At 64.1% G+C, this 24522-nt stretch carries 19 protein-coding genes and 1 tRNA gene; 12 read left to right on the top strand and 8 right to left on the bottom strand.

From position 1 onward, the window contains the following. Positions 1-36: 36 nt before the first annotated feature. Entirely contained in the window at positions 37-690 is a 654-nt protein-coding gene (locus BM364_RS15605; RefSeq protein WP_092426168.1) for a (d)CMP kinase, read from the bottom strand. A 191-nt stretch (positions 691-881) separates the two neighbouring features. On the opposite strand from BM364_RS15605, the gene BM364_RS15600 reads away from it, so the two are divergent. From BM364_RS15600 to BM364_RS15560, 9 genes are all read left to right on the top strand, one after another. After that, positions 882-1274, top strand: coding sequence for a TIGR02300 family protein (locus BM364_RS15600; protein ID WP_092426166.1), 393 nt, complete (start codon positions 882-884; stop codon positions 1272-1274). Positions 1275-1469: 195 nt separating this feature from the next. Next, positions 1470-1545 (top strand) — tRNA-Ala (locus BM364_RS15595). 135 nt (positions 1546-1680) lie between these two features. Beyond that, positions 1681-3432 (top strand): alpha/beta hydrolase, encoded by a 1752-nt coding sequence (locus tag BM364_RS15590; protein ID WP_244542902.1) that lies wholly within the window; start codon positions 1681-1683, stop codon positions 3430-3432. Between the two features lie 172 nt (positions 3433-3604). Beyond that, entirely contained in the window at positions 3605-4753 is a 1149-nt protein-coding gene (locus BM364_RS15585) for a winged helix-turn-helix domain-containing protein (RefSeq protein WP_425284902.1), read from the top strand. Between the two features lie 165 nt (positions 4754-4918). Further along, complete coding sequence (locus BM364_RS15580) at positions 4919-5611, top strand: nucleotidyltransferase family protein (protein WP_092426162.1); 693 nt, start codon at positions 4919-4921, stop codon at positions 5609-5611. Then, positions 5608-8628, top strand: a complete 3021-nt coding sequence (gene addB, locus BM364_RS15575) for a double-strand break repair protein AddB (RefSeq protein ID WP_092426161.1) — start codon at positions 5608-5610, stop codon at positions 8626-8628. Before BM364_RS15580 ends, addB begins: the two co-directional genes overlap by 4 nt. Beyond that, a complete protein-coding gene (gene addA, locus BM364_RS15570) occupies positions 8625-12050 on the top strand; it encodes a double-strand break repair helicase AddA (protein ID WP_175528633.1) in 3426 nt (1141 codons plus the stop codon). The genes addB and addA overlap by 4 nt, the downstream gene beginning before the upstream one ends. 79 nt (positions 12051-12129) lie before the next feature. Further along, a complete protein-coding gene (trxA, locus tag BM364_RS15565) occupies positions 12130-12453 on the top strand; it encodes a thioredoxin (RefSeq protein ID WP_092426396.1) in 324 nt (107 codons plus the stop codon). Positions 12454-12701: 248 nt separating this feature from the next. Then, positions 12702-14369, top strand: a complete 1668-nt coding sequence (locus tag BM364_RS15560) for a glycoside hydrolase family 3 protein (protein ID WP_244542901.1) — start codon at positions 12702-12704, stop codon at positions 14367-14369. Between the two features lie 152 nt (positions 14370-14521). Here BM364_RS15560 and BM364_RS15555 read toward each other — a convergent pair whose 3' ends face one another. From BM364_RS15555 to BM364_RS15530, 6 genes are all read right to left on the bottom strand, one after another. Next, positions 14522-15817, bottom strand: coding sequence for a bifunctional folylpolyglutamate synthase/dihydrofolate synthase (locus BM364_RS15555; RefSeq protein WP_092426155.1), 1296 nt, complete (start codon positions 15815-15817; stop codon positions 14522-14524). Positions 15818-15953: 136 nt separating this feature from the next. Further along, entirely contained in the window at positions 15954-18377 is a 2424-nt protein-coding gene (gene pheT / locus BM364_RS15550; RefSeq protein WP_092426153.1) for a phenylalanine--tRNA ligase subunit beta, read from the bottom strand. A gap of 12 nt (positions 18378-18389) precedes the next feature. Continuing rightward, on the bottom strand, positions 18390-19520 hold the full coding sequence (pheS, locus tag BM364_RS15545; protein ID WP_092426151.1) for a phenylalanine--tRNA ligase subunit alpha: 1131 nt from the start codon (positions 19518-19520) through the stop codon (positions 18390-18392). 274 nt (positions 19521-19794) lie between these two features. Further along, entirely contained in the window at positions 19795-20199 is a 405-nt protein-coding gene (gene rplT / locus BM364_RS15540) for a 50S ribosomal protein L20 (RefSeq protein ID WP_092426149.1), read from the bottom strand. A 19-nt stretch (positions 20200-20218) separates the two neighbouring features. Then, entirely contained in the window at positions 20219-20419 is a 201-nt protein-coding gene (gene rpmI, locus BM364_RS15535) for a 50S ribosomal protein L35 (protein ID WP_035084480.1), read from the bottom strand. Positions 20420-20558: 139 nt separating this feature from the next. Further along, complete coding sequence (locus tag BM364_RS15530; protein ID WP_092426147.1) at positions 20559-22073, bottom strand: MFS transporter; 1515 nt, start codon at positions 22071-22073, stop codon at positions 20559-20561. 83 nt (positions 22074-22156) lie between these two features. On the opposite strand from BM364_RS15530, the gene BM364_RS15525 reads away from it, so the two are divergent. Continuing rightward, positions 22157-22699, top strand: a complete 543-nt coding sequence (locus tag BM364_RS15525) for a TetR/AcrR family transcriptional regulator (RefSeq protein ID WP_092426146.1) — start codon at positions 22157-22159, stop codon at positions 22697-22699. Between the two features lie 10 nt (positions 22700-22709). On the opposite strand, the gene BM364_RS15520 is transcribed toward BM364_RS15525, so the two are convergent. Beyond that, positions 22710-23480, bottom strand: coding sequence for a glycosyltransferase family A protein (locus tag BM364_RS15520; protein ID WP_425284909.1), 771 nt, complete (start codon positions 23478-23480; stop codon positions 22710-22712). Positions 23481-23701: 221 nt separating this feature from the next. On the opposite strand from BM364_RS15520, the gene BM364_RS15515 reads away from it, so the two are divergent. Together BM364_RS15515 and BM364_RS15510 are read left to right on the top strand one after the other, a co-directional pair. Continuing rightward, entirely contained in the window at positions 23702-24121 is a 420-nt protein-coding gene (locus tag BM364_RS15515) for an Hsp20 family protein (RefSeq protein ID WP_092426142.1), read from the top strand. A gap of 17 nt (positions 24122-24138) precedes the next feature. Beyond that, on the top strand, positions 24139-24423 hold the full coding sequence (locus tag BM364_RS15510) for a DUF1150 family protein (protein WP_092426140.1): 285 nt from the start codon (positions 24139-24141) through the stop codon (positions 24421-24423). Positions 24424-24522: the final 99 nt, after the last annotated feature.

Here is a 24522-nt window from a genome sequence, read left to right as displayed (position 1 = left end):
GATGATTGCCGGAATCCTGGAGCCTCAAGGAGGAAATTAGAGGACTTTCCGGTCCCCTGCCTTGAGCGCCATGGCCGTCTCGACAATCGCGATGGCAGCGCGGAGTGCGGCCTCTATACTCAGTTGCGTCGTATCGAGCAAGTGCGCGTCTTTCGCGCGATAAAAGCCGCCATGAGGATTGAGCATGTCGCGGGCATCCCGCTCCTCTATTTGGTGATAAAGGGCGTAACGGTCAACCGCCTCTCCCCTGGCTTCAAACTGGCGAGCACGCCGCTCCATGCGCGCCTTGCTGTCGGCCTGGATAAAGAGTTTCACATCGGCATCGGGGCAGATCTTGGTGCCGATGTCGCGCCCGTCAAGCACGGCACCGCCCTTTTGGAGGGCAAAGCTGCGCTGAAAGTCGAACAGCGCCTGGCGCACGCCGGCGATGACGGCGACCTTGGAGGCAAGGCTGCCGGCGCGTGCAGTGGTCAGGGTTTCGGGGTCGCGCAGGTCACGGGCGTCGAGCGCCTCTGCCGCAGCAACGGCCCTGTCGGGGAATTGATCAGTCTCTTCAAACTCTTGCACGGCCACTCCCACAGCACGGTAAAGCAGACCCGTATCCAGATGCGGCAGGCCATAATGGCGGGCAAGGCCGGCGGCCAGAGTACCTTTGCCCGAAGCGGCCGGTCCGTCGACGGCTATGATCATGACCCTATCCGATTGGCTTGACGCGTGGGGCACCCCTAGCATGGGTCCGGCCAGGCGTGCCACCCTTGCCGGACGCGCGCATTTTCAGTTTGACAGGCCGGGGCTTTCCACCTTAACCGGACTGCCCAATATCTGGCGCGGGCCGCGGCGGCCGGCCTGGCACCTTTTCCCTTTCGTGTGAGGCATGTGAAATGGCCAACGAACGCGGTACCAAGCGTACCGATCCCGATACCGGCAAGAAGTTCTACGATCTGAACATGGATCCGATCGTTTCGCCCTATACCGGCAAGTCCTACCCCCGCTCGTTCTTCGATACGCTGGCGGTCGGCAAGGCGACGACGCCGCGCAAGATCGATGATGAAGACGAGACGGAAGAAGAAGACGAGGCCGATGCCAGCGCACCCGAAATGGTGACGCTGGAGGAAGCCGATGCCGAAGAGAGCGGCGAGGATATTCCGGATACCGATGACGTCGAGGTCGATGAAGACCTGGGCGACGACGAGGAAGACGTGTTCCTCGAAGAAGACGACGAAGACAGCGACGATGGCCTCGGCTTCGATGTCGGCGACGACGAAGACCGCTGATTTGTCTCACCTTTTTTCGCCGGGGAGGGTTTTCCCCGGCGGATGAAAAAAGTGTCATTTAGGCACTTGCGTTGCGCGGAATCATCCACTAGGTTCCGCCTCGCTTCAGACGGGCAACGCCCCGACGAAACCCAAAACCACCGCAAGGTTGGTCGCGAAACCGAAGGCTTCGGCCGTTTCGCACCTTGTTCGGATGGGGCTATAGCTCAGCTGGGAGAGCGCTTGCATGGCATGCAAGAGGTCAGCGGTTCGATCCCGCTTAGCTCCACCAAATCCTCCCTTTTGCCAGCATCTGGTTAGCATCTGGCGCCTGTTAACGCGTTTGCGCTAACGCGTGCGGCTTATCGGTTGTCTCGCTTGGGCAGTTTCCTATAGTGGCGGCAGGTCCATATGGGGACGCGTCCGCTTGTCGTCCAATTCAACTTATCCACCCCTGCCCGATGCCAGGCCGGCGCCGTCCGTTTCGCGGCTCCGGCGCCTCAGCCGATTCGTCTGGCGGCGGCTCGACGCGCTTTCGGCGGGCGGGTGGCTCTTCGGGTTGCTGTTTGCAGCGCTGTCACTGACCCCTTCGCTCATTCCGCGCAATTTCGTGGTGCAGGGAGTTCTTTCGGGCTGCACCTTTGCATCCGGCTACGGCATCGGCGTTTTCCTGGTCTGGCTGTGGGACTTCCTCGAGCTGCGCTGGCCCAACCGGCGGGTGGCGCGCTGGACGGGGCGGCTCTGCGCCCTGGCGTGCCTCGTGCTGACGATCAGCTTTCTCTGGTTCTGGACCGGGTGGCAGAATTCGGTGCGCGCCGGCATGGGGGCGCAGCCGGTCGAGGCTACGCAGCCGTTGCTGGTGGCGCTGATTGCCATCGTGCCGGCTGCCGTGCTGATCGGGCTCGGCACGCTGATCGTGCATGGGGTGCGGCTCGTGGCGCGCTGGCTCGGACGGTTGATCCCGCGGCGGGTGGCGCTGGTCGGCGCCATGATCCTTGTTGGGCTGGCGACCGCGGCGATCGTGGACGGCGTGATCGCACGTGGACTGTTTTTTGCCGCCGACCGGTTTTACGGCAATTTCGACCGGCTCGTCGGCATCTCCCAGCCGCCCCCGACCGATCCGCTGAGGTCAGGCAGCGCCTCCTCGCTGATCGACTGGGACACGATCGGGCTCGATGCGCGCGTTTATGTCGAGAGCGGACCCACGGCCGAGGAGATCAGCGCCCTGACGGGAAAGGAAGCGGAAACGCCGCTGCGCGTCTATGTCGGCCTGCGCTCGGCCGAGGGGCCGGAGGAGCGCGCGGCGCTCGCGCTTGCGGAAATGGACCGGGTCGGGGCGTTCGACCGCGCGGTCCTCGTGCTGATCATGCCGGTGGGCACCGGCTGGGTGGAACCGGCGGCCATTGACACGCTCGAATTCCTGCACCGGGGCGATGTGGCCAGCGTTGCTGTGCAATATTCGTATCTGACGAGCTGGCTGTCGCTGGTTTCGGAGCCGGATGTGGGCGTTGAAACGGCACGGGCACTGTTCAACGCCGTTTATGCGCGCTGGACCGAGATGGACCGGGCGAGCCGCCCCCGGCTCTATCTCCATGGGCTCAGCCTTGGCGCCTATTCGTCGGCAGCATCGGCCCCGCTCTACGATATCCTGGGAGACCCGTTCGACGGCGCGCTCTGGGTGGGCCCGCCCTTTGCCACCGCCTCCTGGCGCACGACGACGGCGAGCCGCGATCCCGGATCGCCCGTCTGGCGGCCGCGGATCGGCAATGAAACAGCGGTGCGCTTTGCCAATGAGGGAAGCGACCTCGAAGGGCAGATCCACTGGGGGCCGCTGCGCATCGTTTACCTGCAATATCCCTCCGACCCCATCGTCTTCTTCGAACCCACACTGGCCTATCGCGAGCCGCTCTGGCTCAGCGGTTCGCGCGCGCCTTCGGTGTCTCCGCTTCTCAACTGGTATCCAGTGGTCACCTTCTTGCAGTTGCTGCTCGACATGGCCCTCGCCCAGACCGCCGAGATCGGCTACGGCCACGTTTATTCGCCGCAGGATTATTTCGATGCCTGGGTGGCGCTGACCGACCCGCAGGGATTTTCACCCCAGGAGCTTTCCGGGCTCAAGGCAGGGCTGGCCCGCCATGGGGAGCGGGAGTTGCTCGAGGGTGGGTGGTTTCGCAGGTAGGCCAGGTATCAGTAAGGTGGGACCTCGGGCATTAGGACATGCCGTCGTCCTCCGAGGCTTCGCTTTGCTGCGCGCCTCAGGATGAGGGCTGGAAGGCATTGCTTGGTTCAGCACTGACATGTCTTGTCTCGGAGCGATGCGAGAGCGTGTTACACCTCCTATCCGAACGGTATTGAACATGGCCAGAACACCAAGCTCGATCTCCAAGGCGCAGGGCCGTGCCATCTGGCAGGGGGCGCAGCGGCTCGACAGGGAGGCGCCGTTTGGGGCGGGGCCGGAGGCTGCGCTCGCCGCAATCCGGCAGCTTGGTTATGTGCAGATCGACACGATCAACGTCATCGAGCGGTGTCACCACCATATCCTGTTTACGCGCATACCCGAATATCGGCGCAGCGACCTGTCGCGCTTGCAGACAGAGGACAAGTCGATCATCGAATATTGGACCCACGCGCTGAGCTATGTGCCCACGGACGATCTCAAGTTTTTCCTGCCCCTGATGAAGCGCTATCGAGAACAGCCCAGCGCCTGGTTCGGCTCGGTCACCCCGGCCGAAATCAGCGCCATGAAGAAGCGCCTGCGCGCGGAAGGGCCGCTTTCGATCCGGGATATCGGGGACGACGAACTGGTCGACAAGACCCATCCCTGGGCGAGCCGGAAACCCTCCAAGCGCGTGCTGCAGCTGATGTTTTATCAGGGCCATGTCGCCATCGCGGCACGCGAGGGCATGGTCAAGACCTATGAGCTGGCCGAACGCCATTTCGGCTGGACCAGTGCACCAAGACCCGCGACGGAGCGCCAGGTGACCGCCTATCTGCTCGACCGGGCGCTGACGAGCCAGGGGATTGTGAGCCTTGATTCGATCTGCCACCTCAATGCTCCGGCCAAGAAGGCGGTGCATGAGCTGATCGCGACGCGGGTCAAGCGGCGGGAACTGGTGCCGGTTCTGGTTGAGGGCGCGGAAAAGGTGGCGCATTGGGCGCGGCCGGAAACGCTCGAGCAAAAATGGGACGAGAGCCAGCGGGTCCACATTCTTTCGCCGTTCGATCCGCTGATCATCCAAAGGAAACGGCTGAAACTGTTTTACGGCTATGACCACCTCTTCGAGGCTTATGTGCCGGCGGAGAAGCGGCGCTACGGCTATTTCGCCCTGCCGGTGCTGGTGGGCGACCGGATCGTTGCGGCGATCGATCTCAAGACCGACAGAACCCTTGGGAAACTACTTGTGCAGAAATGGACCTGGACGGCGGAATTCGGGGCCGAGGAGAAGGCGGCGATCGATGGGGAACTGGAGCGGTTCGAGCGATTTCAATTAGGAGGGTGAGGGCTGGCATGCTGGCGCGTGGCGCCCCCCTTATCGGGAGGGAGAGGAATAGCAGCAGTGCTCGGGAGGACCCAGCGCTTCTTCTGCCTCCGGGAGAGAAGCAGCTTGCGCGCATCGTCGTCTCCCGCACTGGACAAGCCCCCCTGCTCCCGGTTCTATCCGCGCATGGAAAAACCTGATCGATTCCCCGATGTGATGCTGTTGGCGGCGGGGCTTGGGACGCGGTTGCGGCCGCTGACCGAGACAATGCCGAAACCGCTGGTGCCAGTGGGCGGCGTCCCGCTGATCGAGCGGGTGATGGCCAATGCCCGGGAGGAAGGAGCCAAGCGCTTTGTGGCCAATGCCCATTATCTTGCCGATCAGGTGCTGGCGCATTTTGGGGGGCTGGTGAAGGTCAGCCGCGAGGAAACCCTGCTGGACACGGGCGGCGGGTTGAAACGCGCGCTACCCATGCTCCATTCCGATCCATTTCTGGTGATGAATACGGATGCCTTCTGGCCCACCGGGGTGGACCGGCCCCTGGCGCGCATGCGCGCCCGCTATGGGGGACAAGAGGATGTGGTGCTGCTTTGTATCCAGCCGGGCCGGGCCACCGGCTTTGGGCGCAGCCATGATTTCTGCCTCGATCCCATGGGCCGGGTGACCCCTGATTACGGAGCGCCGGTGATCTATGGCGGGGTGGCGCTGATGGGGGCGGACGTTTTCAGGGACACCCCGGACGGAGCCTTTTCGCTGACCAAGATCTTCGACCGGGCGCTCGAAGGAGAGACGCTCAAGGGTGTCGTGCTCGATGCCCCCTGGTTCCATGTCGGCGACCCCGCGGCTCTGGCGCAGGTCGAAGAGCTGCTCGGCGCATGAGCCTTTTCACGATCGCGCCCCATGCCCGGTTTTTGCCAACGCTCGCGCAAGCGGTGATGGATGGACGCATTCTCGGAGACTGGCCGCGCGAGGGTCCGTTCTGGCTCAGCGACATCACCATCATTCTGCCCACCCAGCGCGCGCGGCAAGCGCTGGCCGAGGCCTTTGCTGCGCATCCGCAATTTACCGGGCTCCTGCCCGATATCAGAACATTCGGGGGCGATCCCGGCGATGAAGAACCTTTTCTGCCGCCCTTCGATGCCCTGCCGTCTCCGCCGCCGGCCAGTATGCTGCAGCGGCGGCTGGTGTTGTCGCGGCTCGTTGCCGCCTGGGCGCATAGTCCGGTCGGCGGGCAGGCCTTTGCCACCCCACCGACGGCCGCCGAAATCTTTTCGATGGCGGATTCGCTTGCCCATGTGTTCGACGATCTCGCCATCGAGGAGCGGGGCCCGGCCGAACTGCGCGCGCTCGGGGCCGAACTCGGACCCGATCTCGGCGCCTATTGGCAGCAGACGCTGACCTTTCTCGAAATCGCCCTATCGGCCTGGCCCGCCATGCTCGCCGAACTCGGTCGCGCCGACCCAGCGCAATTGCGCGGCGCGCGGCTCGACCGGCAGGCGGAGGGCGCGGCGGTGCTTTATGGCAACCGGCCGGTGATCGCGGCGGGTTCGACCGGCTCGATTCCGGCGACTGCGCGGCTCTTGCGGGCCATCGAGAGATTGCCGCGCGGGGCGCTGGTGCTGCCCGGGCTCGACACGCAGATGTCGCCGCAAGTGCACAAGGCGCTGCTCGATCCCACGGAGAGCCCGCACGGGCATCCGCAATATCACCTGGGCAAGCTCCTGCGTACGCTGGGCGCGGGGCCCGCGCAGGTGGTGGAACTGGCAGCAAGCCCGCATCCGCGCACGCCGCTCCTGCACAAGGCGCTGGCGCTGACCTCGGACACCGCCAACTGGGCCGGGGAACGGCCGGAGGCGGATGTGCTCGCAAATGCGCTGGCCGGCGTTTCGGTGATCGCGGCGCGGCACGAGGACGAGGAGGCCCGCGCCATCGCCCTTTGTGCCCGGCAGGCGCTTGCCGAGCGCAAGACGGTGGGGATCATCACGCCCGATCGCAACCTGGCGCGGCGGATCGCGGCGGAACTGGCCCGGTTCGACGTTTACGTGGACGATGCGGCGGGGGCGCCGCTTTATCAATCCACCGCGGGGCGTCTGGCGCGGCAGATCCTGACGCTGGCTGTCAATCGCTGCGCGGCGGTGGATCTGATCGCGCTGTTGCGCAATCGCGCGGCGCTTCTGGGGCGGAGCCGCAAGGCCGTGGCAAGTCTTGCCGACCAGATCGAGCTGGCGCTGTTGCGCGGTCAGCGGCCGGCGCCGGGCCTCGAAGGTCTGCGCAAGGGGCTTGCCGATCATCTGGCGAGGCCGCCCAAGCATGCGCTGCGCCGGCTGAGCGAGGCCGATGGGGCGGCTATACTGGTGCTCTTGAGCGATATCGAAGCGGGGATGGCGCCGCTTACGCGCATCCTTGAGGCCGGACAGATCCGGGCGGCGGACCTGGCGGCGGCCGTGGCGAGCGCGGTAGCGGCGTTTGCCGATGGCGCCCCGTTGCGCGGGCATGACGAATTGCGCCGCTGGGCCACGGAAATGGCGGGCCTTGCGGGCGAGGGGCATGTCTTTGCGCCACGCGGGCTCGACAGCGTCCTTGCGGCGCTGATGAACGGGTTCCAGGTGCGCAACCGGCTTGACCGGCGCACCGATATCGCCATCTGGGGCCAGATCGAGGCGCGGCTGATGAGCCCGGACGTGACCATCCTCGGCGCGCTCAACGAAGACGTGTGGCCCGAGCCGGCCGATCCCGGGCCGTGGTTGAGCCGGGGCATGCGGCTTGCGGCGGGGCTCGAGCCGCCCGAGCGGCTGCAGGGGCTGGCGACGCATGATTTCGCCCAGGCCATGGGCAATGGGCAGGTGGTGATCGCCTATGCCGACCGCATGGGGACGAGCCCGGCCCTGCCCTCGCGCCTCGTGCAGCGGCTCGATGCCTTTGTGGGCGACGATGCGGCTGATGCCATGCGGGCGCGGGGCCGGCAATGGATCGCGGCGGCGCGGGCCATCGATGCGGTGGACCGGGTCGTGCCGGCAAGCGCGCCCACGCCCAATCCGCCCGCTGCCATCCGGCCACGCAAGCTCTCGGTCACCGAAATCGAAACGCTGATGCGCTCGCCCTATGATCTTTATGCCCGGCACGTGCTCAGGCTCAGGCCCTTCGATCCCTTGGGCGAAACGCCGGATATGCGCGAGCGCGGCACGATCATCCACGATGTACTCGCCCGGTTCGTGATCGAAAAACACGATCCGGCGGCGCCGGGGGCCTTCGAGACGATCATGGCCATGGCGGCGGAAGCGTTTTCTGGGCTCGATGGGATCGGGGAGCGGCGCGACATCTGGCTCAAGCGCTTCGCCACCGCGGCGCAGCAATTTCTCGAGTTCGAAAGCGCGCGAGACGGCCGGGTCAAGCTGCGTCACGCAGAGATCCGTGGCGAGATCGCGCTGCCCCTCGCCGAAGCCTTTCGGCTGAGCGGACAGGCCGACCGGATCGACGAGATGACGGATGGGACCGTGGAAATCCTCGACTTCAAGACCGGCACGCCGCCCAAGCCTTCGGCGATGAAGGGGTTCGAGGCGCCGCAATTGCTGCTCGAGGCGATGATGGTCAAGTTAGCCGGCATGCCCGGCATCCCGCCGGTCAACACGAGCGCGCTGACCTATGTCAAGATCGGGCTCGGGCCCGACGCCTTTATGCCCTCCGGCTTCAAGACGGCCGATGACATGCCGATCATGGCCGCGGCCGAGGAGATCAGCCGCAGAATGCAGGGGCACATCGACCACTTCCTCTTCCGCCAGACGCCGATGCTGGCGCGGATCATGCCGCTTGCCGGGCAGCGCTTTGCCGGAGCTTACGACCATTTGGCGCGGGTGGCCGAATGGACGGCGGTCGATGGCGGGGAGGACGAGGCATGAGCCGGGGCGAACTCGTCATCCCGTTTGATACCAGCGCCGCGCAGGGCAAGGCGATCGATCCCATGCGCTCGATCTGGGTTGAGGCCAATGCCGGATCGGGCAAGACCTATGTTCTGACCCGGCGCGTCCTGCGGCTGCTTCTGGCCGGGGTGAAGCCGGAATCGATTCTTTGCCTCACCTATACCAAGGCAGCGGCTGCCGAGATGCGCAAGCGCGTCTCGCACGAGCTGGCGCAATGGGCGGTGCTTGCAACGGCCGACCTCGCCAGGGAACTGGAAACCCTGCTCGGTCAGCGGCCCGGCACGGACATGCTGCGCGAGGCGCGGACGCTTTTTGCCCGCGCGCTCGAAACACCCGGCGGGCTGCGCATCCTGACCATCCACGCCTTTTGCGAGGCGGTGCTGCATCGCTTTCCGATCGAAGCGGGCGTACCGTTCGACTTCGCCGTGATCGAGGAAGACCAGCAGGCAAACCTGATCATGCAGGCGCGCGAAAGCGTGCTGGCCGAGGGGCTGCGCGGCGGCGCCAACAGCGCGGCGGTCGAAACGCTTTTCACGCTTTTGAGCGATCACAGCATCGGCGAGGCGATCAACGAGGCGCTGGCGCAGGGCGCGCGCCTCAAGCCGCTCCTGGCGGATCCTGAAGGGGCAAAGCAGCGCTTGCGGGCGCTGATCGGGAGCGGAGAGCGATCGACCACGCAGCTTGTTGCCGACATGGTGGGCAGGAGCCATCTCAGCCCCGCAACGATCCGCGAAATCGTGGGCTGTCTGAAGGGGGACCCCACCGGCAACACCAAGTGTGCGGACCTTCTGGCGCGGCTCGATCCGGACCGGATCGAAGCCGATCTCTTGCGCGCGGTGTTCTTTACCGGCAAGGGCGAGCCGCGCAGCCGGCTGATGGTGAAGGCCGAACAGGCGGCCTTTCCGCACCTTTTCGAACTGCTGAGCGCCGAACAGGAGCGGCTTGTCGCGCTCGACATAGCGCTCAAGGCTGCGCAAATGGCCGAACGCAGCGCTGCCATTCTCGATATTCTCGTTGCCATTGCTGCACGCTACGAAAACGACAAGCGGCGCCATGCCCTGCTTGACTTCGACGATCTGGTGGAACGGCTCGGCGACCTGCTCGACAATCCCGCTATCGGCCCCTGGGTGCAGTACAAGCTCGATGCAGGGATCGAGCATATTCTCGTCGATGAAAGCCAGGACACCAATCACCAGCAATGGCGGGTGGTGAAGGCGCTGGCGGCGGAGTTCTTTGCCGGTGAAGGCGCGGCGCAGCGGCCCCGCTCGATCTTTGCAGTGGGCGACCAGAAGCAGTCGATCTACTCGTTTCAGGGCGCGCAGCCGGCGCTGTTCGGCACGACGGGGCATGAGTTCGAAAAACGCGCCGCGGCCGCCGAAATGGCTTTCGCGCGCTTGCCGCTTCACACCAGCTTCCGCACGCTCAAGGGCATTCTGGACGCCGTGGACCTGACTTGCCGGCGAGAGGATATCCAGCGCGCCCTGCTCTCGGAAGAGCCGGTCCTGCATGTAGCTGCCCGCAGCCAGCCCGGCGGCAAGGTGACGCTGTGGCCGCCGGTCCAGACACAAAAGGGGGAAACCGGTGGAGAGGACTGGCCCACCGAACCGCTCGTGGCCGAGCAAAGCGGGCCGCGCCAGGTTGCCATGCGGATCGCGGGGGAAATCCGCGCCTGGATCGACAATCGCCGACCGCTCGAACAGCGCGGCAGGGCCGTTGCGGCCGACGATATCCTGATCCTCGTGCAATCGCGCAGCGCGCTGTTTCAGGAAATCATTCGGGCCCTGCGGCTGATGAAGATCCCGACCCCCGGCGCCGACCGCTTGGCGGTCACCGGCCATATCGTGGTGCTCGATCTGCTTGCACTGATCGATGTGCTGCTCAACCCCGCCGACGATCTGCAGCTCGCGGCCCTCCTGCGCTCGCCGCTTTTCGACTTTTCCGAAGACGACCTCTTCAACCTCGCGAGCACACGGGCCGAACGCCAGACCCTGTGGTCCGCGCTCCTCGCTTCGGTGCACCCGGCGGCCATGGCGGCGGCCGAGCGGCTGACCGAGTGGCGCGCTGCGCTTGATTTCGAGCGGCCCTATGAGTTCCTTGCCGGCGTGCTCTATGCCCATGGCGGGCTCAAGCGCTTTCATGGCCGGCTCGGACCGGAAGTGGACGAGGTGCTTTCCGAACTGCTGGATCTGGCACTGCAGCACGAACAGAGCGAACAACCCTCGCTTCAGGGCTTTGCCGCCGCCATGCGCCAGCGGCAAGTCTCGATCAAGCGTGAACTGGCCGAGGCGGGCGGCGGCGTGCGCGTGATGACCGTGCACGGGGCCAAGGGGCTCGAAGCGCCTATCGTGATCATGGCAGATGCGGCGAGCAAGCCGAGCGGCAAGCAGACCGGCAAGCCGGTCTATGTGCTGACCGAGGCGCCGGGGCCGCTGCTGATCCACGCCAGCGCCAGCGCCCAGCATGTGCCCGAGACGAGCGCGATCAAAACCGCAATCGACGACACGCTCTTTGAGGAATATTGGCGCAAGCTTTATGTCGCCATGACGCGGGCCGAGGACGAACTCTATGTAACCGGCGCCCTGACCGCCAGGGGCAAGGTGGATGGGACATGGTATGAAGCCATAGCAGAAGGGCTCGGCGGGAATCTCGAGGCCGAAGAGCACGAGGGTACGGTGACCGCGCTCGTTTATCCGGCCCACCGCGTGGCTCCGGTGCCTGCTCCGCTTGCAGGTGACGCGATGGACGCGCCGGAGGCGTGGCGCGATCCGCCGCCCCTGCCCGAATTTGCCGCTCCACCGGTGATTTCGCCCTCCCACGCCCATGATGGAAGCCGGGATGAACCGGCGCTGATCACCGCAGCCGAACGGGTGCGCGACGCGGAGACCGCCCGGCAATCGGGCCTCGCGCTGCATGCCCTGCTCCAGCATCTGGGCAAGGTCGACCGGACGCTTTGGCCAAGCGTCATTCCCAATGCACTCGAGCTGCTTTTGCCCGAGCACGCAGCGGAGCGGGAGCGCCTGGCGCTCAAGGCGCGGTCCATCCTTGAGAAGCCTGCCTTTGCCCGCCTGTTCGGACCGGGGAGCCGCGCCGAAGTGCCGTTTCTGCTCGATGCGATGCGCGAGGGGGAACCAATCCGGCTATCGGGGCGTATCGATAGGCTCGTGGTTGACGATCAGGGGGTTCTGGTGGTCGACTACAAATCCGATGCGACGGCACCGAAGGGATTCGATCAGGTGCCGGGGAGGTACGTTACGCAACTTGCCCTATATGCACTGGTTGCAGGTCAGCTCTTCCCCGGGCGTCCCGTAGAGGCGGCGATCCTCTGGACCGAACTGGAATCATTAGTGAATCCGCCGCCCGAACAGCTCGCCGCGGCAACAAGAGGTTTCACCCTCAGGTGAACGATCTTGCACCAAGGCTGGACACTGACCAACTTTGGGAGCAATGAAGCCACCGCTTTCAACCCAAAAGGCAAAACCCATGACGAAGCAAGTTTCCGACGCCAATTTTGGCGAGGAAGTCCTGAACTCCCAAGAGCCTGTTCTGGTGGATTTCTGGGCGGAATGGTGCGGGCCCTGCCGGGCGATCGCCCCCCTGCTCGATGAACTGTCCCAGGAACTCTCGGGCAAAGTGAAAATCGTCAAACTCAATGTCGACGAAAATCCCTCGACTACAGTCAAGTATGGCGTCCGCTCGATCCCGACCATGATCCTGTTCAAGAACGGGGAAGCTGCCGACATGAAGATCGGCGCCGGTACGCCCAAGGCCGGTCTGACCAAGTGGCTGGAAGGCCACGCGGCGTAAGACCGATCTATCTGATCATTGAAAGCGCCGCTGGATTCCCGGCGGCGTTTTTGTTTGGGCAGGCTGGTGAGTGTGGTCGCGCCCTCGCCCTGACCCTCCCCACGAAGGGGCGAGGGCTTCAGTAAGGGGCTTTTTGGGCGCCTGCCGGCAGCACCCGATGGCGCCACAATCCTGCCCGCAATTCACCATTGGCCCCCGAGATGCGGCTCTGCTACCTCTACCGGCCGAACCATCACCGGAGAGCAGTTTTGGCACTCGATCTAACCGCCGCCCCCTTCGCGCTCGACGAAGAGGCCATTGCCTGGGTGCATACGACGCGCGATGGGCTCAGCCCGCGCGACAAGCTGGCCCAGCTCTTCGTGCTGCTGGCGCGCGGCAGTTCGGCCGATGCGCTCGACATGGTGCGCACCTTCCGCCCGGGCGGGGTGACGCGGATTTACGGGGATGACCTGGCCGACGAAATCGGCTTTGCCGCAGCGCTCGATGCGGTGGGACCCGCGCCCATGCTGGTGAGCGCCGATCTCGAAGGCAGCCGCATGAGCCTGCCTTTCGGCACCTCCGTGCCCAATCCCCTGGGGCTGGCAGCCGTCGACGATGTGGAGGCCACCTCCGCGATTTCGCGGATCATGGCCGAAGAAGCGCGCGCGGTGGGGCTGAACTGGAGTTTTACTCCCGTTATCGACATCAACGCCGCCTGGCGCAGCGCCATTGTCGGCACCCGCTCCTATGGCAGCGATGTCGACCGGATCGAGCGTCACGCGCTGGCCCAGATCCGAGCCTTCCAGGACGGGGGCGTGGCGGCGACGGTGAAACATTGGCCGGGCGAAGGGTTCGACGATCGTGACCAGCACCTGGTGACCACGGTCAATCCGCTGAGCCTTGTCGAGTGGGAAGAAAGCTTCGGGCGGCTCTATCGCGCCGCGATCAAGGCCGGGGTGATGAGCGTTATGTCCGCCCATATCGCCTTTCCCGCCTTTGTGCGTGAACTCGATCCCGAGGCCAAGGCCGAGGCTTTCCGTCCCGCTTCGCTCAGCCGCGTGCTCAACGAGACGCTCTTGCGCGAAGGGCTCGGGTTCAACGGGCTGATCGTGTCGGACGCAACCCCGATGGCGGGCCTTGGCGATTGGGGGCCGCGGGACGAAACCCTGCCCGAACTCATCATTGCCGGATGCGACGTCATTCTGTTTTCCGACGACCCCAATGGCGACCTGATGCGTCTCGTCAAAGCCGTCGCCGATGGGCGCCTGACCCAGGAGCGGGTGGACGAGGCCGTGACGCGGGTCCTTGCGCTCAAGGCGGCGCTCGGCCTCCACAAGGAGCGGAGCGAGCCCAATCACGACGAGGCGAGCCGTATCGTCAACCGGCCAGAAAGCGCTGCGACTGCCAAAATGGTCACCCAGCGCATGCCGACACTGGTCAAGGACGTCGCCGGCCTCCTGCCGCTGTCGCCGGCCAAGCACAAGCGCGTGCTGATCTATTCAACCGGTGCGGTGCAGCCTTTTGCGCCTGAGCCTATCCCCTTGTCGCTGCCACAGTTATTGTCGGACGAAGGCTTCGAGGTAACGCTCCATACGCCTGACATGAGCGTGCGGGCGCAGGATTTCGACCTCGTGCTTTACCTTCTGGCCGAAGAAACGCTGCTAACCCGAAGCCGGATTTTTCTTGATTGGAAGCGGCTGACGGGCACGGTGTTCGGCGCCATGCACCGGCATTGGCACGAAGTGCCGACGCTCGTCGTGTCGCTGGGCTATCCCTATTATCTTTACGACGCGCCCCGGGCGCCCACTTATGTCAACGCCTATGGCTCAAGCGACGCCATCCAGGCCGCCGTGCTCGAGGCGCTACTGGGCCGGGTGCCTTTTGCCGGTACCAGCCCGGTCGATGCGTTTTGTGGTCTTGAGCAGGCGCAGTATTAGCAGCAGTAGCCCTCATGGTGAGGTGGGCGGCATAGCCGCCCCTCGAACCACGGGGGCGTGGCCTTGACGGCCCTGGGCACGCCCACCTCCTTCGAGGCTACGCTGCGCTCCGCGCCTCAGGACGAGGGCTGGGCGCGTCCCGAGGCAGATGATCAATCCGGCGGCGTTCCATTCTTGGCCAGCACGTCGCCGGCAAGATAGAGCGAGCCGCAGATGAGCACGCGCGCATCGGGGATTTCGGCGGCTGCCTTGAGTGCCGAAACGATCGAGCGCATGGGGCGGGCGGCAAAGCCGATGTCCCGGGCCCGCGCGAAGATGTGAGCGGCAGGATGAGCATTGGCTTCGCCCGGAATGGTCAGGGCCAACACCTCCGGGGTGAAGGGGGAAAAAGCCGTCAAAAATCCGCCGGGGTCGCGGGTGTTCATCATGCCCATGATCAGAACCAGCGGTCGCGGCCGAGCCTGATCGAACGCGGCGATGGTGCGCGCCAGAGCCGCGGCGCCATGTGTGTTGTGGCCGCCATCGAGCCAGAGTTCGTGCCCCGCGGGAAGAAGATCACGCAGGGTGCCCGAACGGATCGGCTGCATGCGGGCCGGCCAGGTCACGCGGCGGAGGCCCTCGGCAAAATCCTTCTCACCAACCGGCAGCCCGAAATGGCGCGCGGCGGCAATGGCAAGGGCGGCATTGTCAAACTGGTGGGGCCCCAAAAGGGCGGGCGGCGGCAGATCGAGCATGCCTTCCTCGTCGGTGTAGACGAGGCGGCCATCTTCGCTGACCCCGTGAAAATCCTCACCCTGCCAGAGCGGCGCAATACCGAGGCGATGGGCGGAGCGCTCCAAAACCTTGCGGCCTTCATCGCGCTGGATGCCCATGACCGATTTTGCGCCACGCTTCAAAATACCGGCCTTGTTGGCGGCGATTTCGGCGATGGTGCGGCCCAAAAAGCCCTGATGGTCATAGTCGACCGGGGTGATGATCGTGCCAAGCGGATGTTTGACGACATTGGTGGTGTCATAGGTTCCACCCATGCCGGTTTCGAGCAGGAGGAAATCGGCCGGGGTTTCGGCAAAGAGCTTGAAGGCGGTGACGGTGGTCACCTCGAAAAAGGTAATGCCTTCACCGGCATTGATTTTCTCCACCTCTTCCAGCGCCCTGTTGAGGGTTCGGGTATCGACGAGCTTGCTGGCGAGGCGAATGCGCTCGTTGAAGCGCACGAGATGGGGGGAATTATAGACGTGCACCGTCTTGCCCGCTGCTTCGAGGAACGCGCGAAGATAGGCGATCGTGGAACCCTTGGCATTGGTGCCGGCGACGTGGATGGTCGGCGGCAGGCGGTCCTGCGGATTGCCCAGCTTTTGGAGAAGCGGCAACATGCGATCGAGGCTGAGATCGATCAGCTTGGGATGAAGCCCGGACAGGCGTTTCAGAATGGCGTCGGTGCGGGACATTGTGTCTCCGGAAGTCGGCGGTGGCGAAGCACCATTACACCGTCACCACCGGGCTTGTCCCGGTGGTCCATGGCTCAGCAGAGATGGATTGCCCGGACAAGCCGGGCAATGATGGTGAAGCGTAGGGCCTTGTGCGCTACTTCCTGAGCTCGCCGCCCGTCGTCTTGGTGACGGCAGCCACAATCGCGGCCGAGACTTTTTCGATATCCTCGTCGGTCAGCGTGCGGTCCTGGGGCTGCAACGTCACTTCGATGGCGACCGACTTCCTGCCTTCCCCCACGTGGGCGCCCTCGAATACGTCGAAAATGCCGACATTGGTGATGAGGCTCTTGTCGGCGCCACGCGCCGCGCGAAGAAGCGTTGCAGCCGGAACCGTACGGTCCATCACGAAGGCAAAATCGCGGGATACCGGCTGGAATTGCGAAAGAGCGATCGCCGGCTTGGTCTTGGTCGCCTTCTTGCGGCCTTCCGGCAGCGCATCGAGGTCGATTTCGAAGGCCGTAACGGGCCCCTCGATATCCATCTCGGCTGCAAGCGCGGGGTGCAATTCGCCGAACCAGCCCAGAGTCAGTTTGGGTCCAAGCGCGATGCGACCGCCGCGGCCCGGATGACTCCATTGGGCGGCTTCCGGCAGGACCTGGGCTTTTTCGACGTCAACGCCGAGCGCGTCGAGCACGGCGGCAAGATCGGCCTTTGCGTCCCAGACGGAAACAGGCTCTGCCTTGCCGGACCAGTGGCGGCCAGAGCCGTCGATTCGGGCCGTGCCGGTGCGGATGCCCGAGGCATAGGTGTGCTGGCCTTCGGGCTTGTCGGAGAGAAAGATCTGTCCGACTTCGAACAGCGCCACATCGGCAAAGCCGCGATTTGCGTTGCGGCGGGCGCCGGCGAGGAGACCCGGTAGGAGCGAAGGCCGCATGTCGGTCATATCCGAGGCGATGGCATTGGCGAGCTGGCGATCCTCAGTGCCGCCGCCGAAGCGCCTGGCCTCCTCATTGGAGATGAAGCTCCAGGTCACGGCCTCGTCAAGCCCACGAGCAGCCAGGGTTCGCCTGGCGATGCGACGGCGGTTCTGGATGGTGGTGAGGATGCGGGGTGCGACGTGGTTGAGGCGGGCCAACGGCTCGACCGGTACGTTGTCGACCCCGACTATGCGCATGACTTCTTCGACAAGGTCGGCCTTCTGCGTCACGTCCGGACGCCAGGACGGCACCTTGACGTGAAGGGTCGTGCCCGCGCCTTCGGCCACGAAGCCTAGTGCGTCGAGGATGGTTTCGATACGCTCGGGAGTGACGTCGAGGCCGGTGAGGCGGCGCACTTCGCTCAAGGGGAATTCGACCGCAGTATCGGGGAAAACGTCTTCGCCCGAAATCGCCGGCTCGGCAGGTTCACCCCCGCAGAGTTCGAGAACAAGGCGAGTGGCGAGTTCCATGCCGGGTTCGGTCAGCGCGGGGTCGACGGACCGTTCGAGGCGATAGCGCGCGTCGGACACGATGCCGGTCTTGCGGCCGGTGCGGGCGATCAGTTCGGGATCCCAGCTGGCGCATTCCATGAAGACATTGGTGGTCTCGTCGGTGACGCCCGAACGAATGCCGCCCATGATGCCGCCAAGGCAGAGCGGGCCCTTGCTGTCGGCAATAACGGTCATGGTCTCGTCGAGCGTATAGACTTTGTTGTCGAGCGCATCGAACGCTTCGCCACGGGCATTGCGCAACACCATCTCGCCTTCGATTCTGTCAGCATCATAGGCGTGGAGCGGGCGGCCCCAGCCGAGCGAGACGAGATTGGTGATATCGACGATCGCGTTGATGGGCCTGAGGCCAACGGCGCGGAGACGCGCCTGCAGCCAATCGGGCGAGGGGCCATTTTTCACATTGGCGATGTAGCGGCCGGCAAATTTGCGGATCGCCTTGGGCTCGTCACCAGAGAACTGGTGCGGCAATGGCGCGATCGGGCTTTTGCCAACCGATGGCACGGGCGAAAAATCAGTGGTCTTGAGCGTGCCGAGGCCAAAGGCGGCAAGATCGCGCGCCACACCATAAACCCCGGTCGCATCACCCCGATTGGGTGTGATGGAGATATCGAAAACGACGCCGTTGATGCCGGCATAATCGACATATTTTTGGCCGATCGGAGCGTCTTCGGGCAGCTCGATGATCCCGTCATGGTCGTTGGAGAGCTCGAGCTCGGCCGCCGAACACAGCATGCCATTGGAGGGAGCGCCGCGAATGACGACGCCGCCCTTGAGTTCAAAATCCTTGCCCGGAATATAGGTGCCGGGGAAGGCAAAGACCGACTTCATACCCGTGCGCGCATTGGGCGCTCCGCACACGACGTCGATCAACTCGCCGGTGCCGGCGTCGACCTTGCAGATATTGAGATGATCGGAATTGGGGTGGGGCTTGGCTTCCACCACATGGGCAATGACGAACTTTTCGAGCACCTTGCCCTGGGATTCGATGCCTTCGAGTTCAAGCCCGACCATGGTCAGCGCCGTCCCGATCTCCTCGGCCGAAGCGGTGGTGTCGAGATGTTCCTTGAGCCAGTCCAGAGTGAATTTCATTTTTTTGGCTCCTTAGCTCGAAAGTCCGCCGAAAAGCGTCGGTAAGTCCAATGGGCGGAAACCGTAGTGCTCGATCCAGCGCTGGTCGGCGTCGAAGAAGGCGCGCAGGTCCGGCATGCCGTATTTGAGCATGGCGAGGCGATCGATGCCGATGCCCCAGGCAAAGCCCTGATAGACATCCGGATCGAGCCCGGCATTACGGATGACATTGGGATGGACCATGCCGCAGCCCAGGATTTCAAGCCAATCGCAGCCTTCACCGATCTTCACTTCCGAGCCGGAGCGATCGCACTGGACGTCGACTTCCATACTCGGTTCGGTAAACGGGAAAAAGCTCGGGCGGAAGCGCAGGGTGACGCTGGGGACTTCGAAGAAGGCCTTCAAAAATTCCTCGAGCACCCAGCGCAGCTGACCGATATGGGATTCCTGGTCGATGACGAGGCCTTCGACCTGATGGAACATCGGGGTATGGGTCTGGTCGCTATCGTTGCGATAGGTACGGCCGGGCATGACCACGCGGATCGGTGGATCTTGCGCGGGCGTCATATAAGCGGCGGCCGGCTTTTCGTTGGTGTTCTGCATGACGCGCACCTGGACGGGCGAAGTGTGCGTGCGCAGCACCTTCTTCACCCCATCGGCGCCGGGCTTCATAAAAAACGTGTCGTGCATTTCGCGCGCCGGGTGGCCTTCGGGAAAGTTGAGCGCGGTGAAATTATAGTAGTCGGTCTCGATATCGGGCCCCTCGGCGATCGAAAAACCCATGTCCGAGAAGATGGCGGTGATTTCGTCGATGGTCTGGGAAATCGGGTGAATGCGCCCCTTGGCGGTCGGGGCGGGCGGCAGCGGCAGGGTGACATCAAGCGTTTCGGCCTGCAAACGGGCTTCAAGCGCGGCACCCTTGAGTTCGCTCGAGCGCGCTTCGACGAGCCCGGCAATCTCGGTCTTGAGCCCGTTGATGGCCGGGCCGGCCGACTTGCGGTCTTCCGGAGCCATCGTGCCAAGCGTTGCGAGAAGGGCCGAAACCGACCCCTTCTTGCCCAGAGCCGACACGCGAACAGCATCGAGCGCCGCTTCGTTTTCCGCTGCCGCTATGGCTGCGGTCAGCTCGGCGCGCAGAGTGGAGATTTGTGCTTCCAGGGACATAGTGTTCTCGCGGTAGACAGGCGTGGCGGTTAGAGCATTTTGAGCGGCGGGAGTCAGCGAATTTTTGCGCTGGCTTTTCCCCGTTCGCACCGTCACCACCCGGCTCGTCCGGGTGGTCCACCCCTCCCCCCGCATGGATTGCCCGGACAAGCCGGGCAATGACGGCGGAGGAGTGGTTTCAGCATGGGGACAGACCAAAACAAAACGCCCCGCGCCAGCCCTTTTCGGGATGGCGCAAGGCGCGGATTGACCTCAGCTGGGCGGAGGACTGGTCTTAGGCGGCAGTGACGCGGGCGTGGGTCGTCTTGTCGACGCCCTCGAGATAAGCCAGCGCTGCCTTGGCCTTGGTGACCAGGGCGCCGAACGCTTCGGGCTGGGTGATCGCGAGATCGGACAGCACCTTGCGGTCGACGGCAATTTCAGCCTTGCTGAGGCCGTCGATAAATCGGTTATAGGTCAGGCCATATTCACGCACGGCGGCGTTGATACGCTGGATCCAGAGCGCGCGGAAGTTGCGCTTCTTGACGCGACGATCGCGATAGGCGTACTGGCCGGCCTTTTCGACGGCCTGCTTGGCAATACGGATCGTCGACTTGCGACGGCCATAATAGCCCTCGGCGGCCTTCAAGACCTTCTTGTGACGGGCGTGGGCGGTTACGCCTCTTTTTACGCGTGCCATGTTCTAGTGTCCCTTCAGCTTAGCGGTTGTACGGCATGTACCACTTCACCAGACCCTCGTCGCCCTTGGACAGGATCTTGGTGCCGCGGTTGGTGCGGATGTACTTGGCGTTGTGGCTGATCAGGCGGTGGCGCTTGCCGGCGACGCCGGCCTTCACCTTACCCGAGGCGGTGAAGCTGAAACGCTTCTTGGCGCCGGACTTGGTCTTCATCTTGGGCATTTTGCGGGTCCTTATGGTCTGAACGGGCTCTTGCGGGCCCATCGCTTTCAAAGACCGCCACGGCATGCCTTTTGGCCGGGCGGTCCGGAGATGCGGCTCTATAGGGGGAATGGGGAGGAAAGGCAAGGCCTCCGCGCCCTCAATGTGCCCCAGCCGGCGCCTCGGCATCGGAATAGTTCCGCAGCGCGAAAAAGACGGCAATGGCGAGGACGCCGATGAGCCCAGCGGCACTGTGGAGCACGACGCCGTGCGCGTTGGAAAAGGCGAGCCGAGCCGCCTCGACAAGCGGCTGGCCGGCGGCGCCCAGAGCGCTGGCGGCGAGCATGGTTTCACCGATCGACTGGCTGGCCCCGGCAGGGAGGCTCAGCGCAAGATCGGCAGGCAGGCGCAGCGCGCCGGCATAGACCGAGCCGAGCAGCACGCCCAAAAAGGTGATTCCAAGGCCTGCGCCGAGCTCATAGCCCGTGGCCTCGAGCGAACCGGCAGCGCCTGCCTTCTCGCTCGGAGCGCTCGACATGATGGCGATCGATGAAGCGGTGAGGCCGATGCTGAGCGACAGGCCGAGCGCAGCCATCAGCCCTACGGTGCCAAGGCCGGCATTGTGGAAATCGCTGAACCCGAGACCGGCAAGGCTGGCTGCAGCAACAACAAGCGAGGACACGGCGACGACACGCAGGCCCGCCCAGCCGACGGCATAGCCTGCAAGCGGACCGCCGACGCCGGAGGCAATGACGAGCGGCAGCATAAACATACCAGCCTGAAGCGGGCTGAACCCGACAACATATTGCAGTTCCTGGGCGAGGGTCAGTTCGACACCTGCAAGGGCACCAGTGACGACCAGCGCCATGACAATGCCCATGGAAATGGCGGGGCGGGTAAAGAGCGAAAGGTCGAGCATGGGCGTCCTGGAAGCCAGTTGCAGGCGCGTGAACCAGGCGAGCAGCGCGAGACCAGCAAGCAGGGTAACGCCGGTGACGAGAGGCGAACTATCCGCCTTGAAGGCGGATTTGACGGCATAAACGGTGGCGATGAGGCCGGTGATCAGCACCAGAGCCTGGCCGATGCTCCAGCTGCCGGTGCCGGTAGGTTCGCGGCGGGGGAGGACAGCATAGGCGAGCGGCCAGACAACGAGCATGACCGGCACGTTGATGAGGAATACCGAGCCCCACCAGAAATGCTCAAGAAGAAGACCGCCGGCGAGGGGGCCGAGTGCGGCGCCGGCCGAACCGACCGTACCCCAAAGACCGAGCGCGATGGCGCGCTCCCTTGGGTCCTCAAAGGTCTGGCGGATGATCGCGAGCACATTGGGGACGACCATGGCTGCGCCGAAAGCGAGCCCGACGCGGGCAGCGATCAGCATGGTGGGCGTTGGCGCAAAGGCGGCAAAGACCGAGGCCAGAAGAAAGACGACAAGGCCGGTAAGCAGCATACGCCGGTGGCCGATGCGGTCGGCAAGCGTCCCCATGGGCACGAGGAGGCCAGCCATCACCAAAGGATAGATGTCGATGATCCAGAGGATTTCTGTGCCGGTGGCGCCGAGCGCCTGGGTCAGGGAGGGCACAGCGATATGGAGGATCGTCATGTCGACGACGATGGGGGTAAAGGCGAGCATGACCGACAGCAGGATCAGCCAGCGGTTGCGGGGGGACGACATTTTTGAAACCTTTTATCCGTAGCGGGTTGGCCAAATAGCCGCCGGGATATAAATCCGTCTGGACGGATTGCAAAGAGGTCAGTGTGGGACGTAAGCAAACAATCGATCGCGGAGCCTTGCTCGACGCGGCTGAGCGCGTGGTCCTGCGAGATGGTGCAGGGCAACTGACCATGGATGCCGTGGCTGCCGAGGCCGGGGTCAGCAAGGGTGGGGTGCTTTATGCCTTTCCCAGCAAGGACGCGCTGATCGATGCCATTTTTGGCCGTGTCTTTGCCGCCATGGACGCCATAGCCGCCGAATTTCTCGCAAAAGCTGGCGAAACACCGCAGAACCGGGTGCGCGCCCATGTGCTTGGCAGCCAGGGCGCGGGCGATCTCGTCACCGAGCGATCCCTGGCGCTGATCGCCAACTTCATGCGCTCGCCCCAGTATCGGCAGGGAGCGCAGGACTATTACCGCGCTATTCTCGGACAGCTCGACGTGACCACCGAAACAGGCCGGCGGGCTCGCCTTGCGCTTCTTGCCTGCGAGGGCGCGCTGATGCTGCGCGGATTCGATTTCCATCCGCTCAGCGACGCAGACTGGGAGGCCATCCACCAGGATATTCTGGCGCTTCTCCTCCCGTGAATCCGGCGCATCACGCCCGCGCCGCGTTCAGCATCGGTTCGAGGTGATCTTCGAACAGGAGCTCCGGCGTTTCGGCGAGCGCGGCGCCATAAGCGGCCTCGGCGGCGAGGGAAACGCGGAGGAACCGGGCAAGGCCCGAGACATCCACCGCGCTGAGGCCATAGTGGCCGGCTTCCAGGCGTCTGAGGATTTCGGTCTTGCTGGCGATCATGCCGGCCGCGACGTTCTTGCCATTGCTCATCGAGCCGTCGCGCTTGATGTAATCGTGGAGCGGCTCGCCCAGATGCATCGATTTGGGCGCATGGCGATAGAGCTGCAAGAGCAGTTCAAGATCGGTCATGTTGGACAGGGTCGGATCGTAGCGGGCATCGGTCCGGCGACGGTCCCAGAGCACCATGGAATCCATGGAAAGGCTCTCGAATTTGTGCTCGCCGGGGGAGAGTGCGCGCGTTTCGCCCGTGCCGACATAGCGCAGATGGGAGAAGTCCATGCTCATCACGTCGAGGCCAGTGGTGACAATGGCATGGGTCTGGAGCGCGGCGAGGGCAAGCTCGAGCTTTTGCGGCTTGAGGCGATCGTCGGCATCGAGGATGGCGACATAGGGGGTGTCGATGGTGTCGAGCGCAACATTGCGGGTGCGCGAGGCGCCAGTGCCGACCCCACCGCTCGAGAGGAACACCTGACGGGGATCGGCAAGCCCGTGCTCTGACAAAAAGGCTTCATAGGCAAAGCCATCGTCGGCAATGATCCAGTGCTGCCAGTCGCCATGGGTCTGGGCCAGGACGCTGGAAACGGTGGTGGGAAGCGTTTCCTGTGCGCAAAAGGCGGGCGTGATGACGGCAACGGTGCGGGACTGGGGCATGAAGACCTCTTTGGACGGTTTCGGCCCGCCGCGATCAGACTTGAACGCAAGGCCTAGGCAACCCATATCTGGATCACCCTGCCGATGCCACTTCCCGGGTCGGCAAACATACGTTGCTTGCGTGAACAAGGACGGCGTTGATGTCGCGTATTTCGGTTTTTTCCGCGCCCTTTCTGCTTGGCTTTGACAGCTTCGAGGAAAGGATCGACCGGCTCGCCCGGTCAGCGGATGGCTATCCCCCCTACAATATCGAGCGGGCGACCAACGAAGACGGTTCAGAGCGCTTTGTTATCTCCATTGCCGTTGCCGGTTTCTCGCAAGGCGAGCTTGAGGTGATGAGCGAAGACAACCAGCTCAGCGTTCGCGGCAAGCAGAAGGACGAACCCGGCCGGGAGTTTCTCCATCGGGGCATCGCCGCCCGTCAATTCCAGCGGACGTTCCTGCTTGCCGATGGAATGATCGTGAAGGATGCAACTTTGAGCCATGGCATGCTCGTTATTGCTCTTGAGCGTCCCAGAACAGCCAAGCTCGCCCGCCGTATCGACATACGTTCGCTCTAAAAGGAAAGGGCCTAAAAATGATGGATAGACGCAATTCCGACGCCGTGCCCGCCGAAGCACACCCCCTGCGCGACCTGACGCAGGCCCAGTTCGCCGCCCTTGGCGGCAGTGCGGTCGCCTATATCAAGCCCGTGACCGGCGCTCTGTTGTCCGGCATGATCCATGAAGCCGAGTTCAATGCCGGCGAAATGTACCAGCTGGTCATGTCCGCCGATGGCACGCCGCTGATGGTGGCCGATACGGCGGATGCCGTGACCGAATGGCTCGGCGACAAGAATCTGGGGCTCGCTACCCTGCATTAACACCGGGGGCAGGTCCCCTGCCCGACCTGCCAGCCTCAATCAGAGGCTGCAGCACAAACAAACAAAGCCCCGCTGGCGAGACCGGCGGGGCTTTTTTCG

The organism is Devosia crocina, from assembly GCF_900116545.1.
In the GTDB taxonomy this organism is placed as follows: Bacteria; Pseudomonadota; Alphaproteobacteria; order Rhizobiales; family Devosiaceae; genus Devosia; species Devosia crocina.
Note: the sequence above shows the minus strand (reverse complement) of the source record. Positions and strands in the feature narration are given on the sequence as shown.

Excerpts from the sequence above, each read along its gene's own strand:
- BM364_RS15605 (WP_092426168.1), bottom strand. The coding sequence starts at position 690 with ATGATCATAGCCGTCGACGGACCGGCCGCTTCGGGCAAAGGTACTCTG.
- BM364_RS15600 (WP_092426166.1), top strand. The coding sequence starts at position 882 with ATGGCCAACGAACGCGGTACCAAGCGTACCGATCCCGATACCGGCAAG.
- BM364_RS15580 (WP_092426162.1), top strand. The coding sequence starts at position 4,919 with ATGGAAAAACCTGATCGATTCCCCGATGTGATGCTGTTGGCGGCGGGG.
- addB (WP_092426161.1), top strand. The coding sequence starts at position 5,608 with ATGAGCCTTTTCACGATCGCGCCCCATGCCCGGTTTTTGCCAACGCTC.
- addA (WP_175528633.1), top strand. The coding sequence starts at position 8,625 with ATGAGCCGGGGCGAACTCGTCATCCCGTTTGATACCAGCGCCGCGCAG.
- trxA (WP_092426396.1), top strand. The coding sequence starts at position 12,130 with ATGACGAAGCAAGTTTCCGACGCCAATTTTGGCGAGGAAGTCCTGAAC.
- BM364_RS15555 (WP_092426155.1), bottom strand. The coding sequence starts at position 15,817 with ATGTCCCGCACCGACGCCATTCTGAAACGCCTGTCCGGGCTTCATCCC.
- pheT (WP_092426153.1), bottom strand. The coding sequence starts at position 18,377 with ATGAAATTCACTCTGGACTGGCTCAAGGAACATCTCGACACCACCGCT.
- pheS (WP_092426151.1), bottom strand. The coding sequence starts at position 19,520 with ATGTCCCTGGAAGCACAAATCTCCACTCTGCGCGCCGAGCTGACCGCA.
- rplT (WP_092426149.1), bottom strand. The coding sequence starts at position 20,199 with ATGGCACGCGTAAAAAGAGGCGTAACCGCCCACGCCCGTCACAAGAAG.
- rpmI (WP_035084480.1), bottom strand. The coding sequence starts at position 20,419 with ATGCCCAAGATGAAGACCAAGTCCGGCGCCAAGAAGCGTTTCAGCTTC.
- BM364_RS15530 (WP_092426147.1), bottom strand. The coding sequence starts at position 22,073 with ATGTCGTCCCCCCGCAACCGCTGGCTGATCCTGCTGTCGGTCATGCTC.
- BM364_RS15515 (WP_092426142.1), top strand. The coding sequence starts at position 23,702 with ATGTCGCGTATTTCGGTTTTTTCCGCGCCCTTTCTGCTTGGCTTTGAC.
- BM364_RS15510 (WP_092426140.1), top strand. The coding sequence starts at position 24,139 with ATGATGGATAGACGCAATTCCGACGCCGTGCCCGCCGAAGCACACCCC.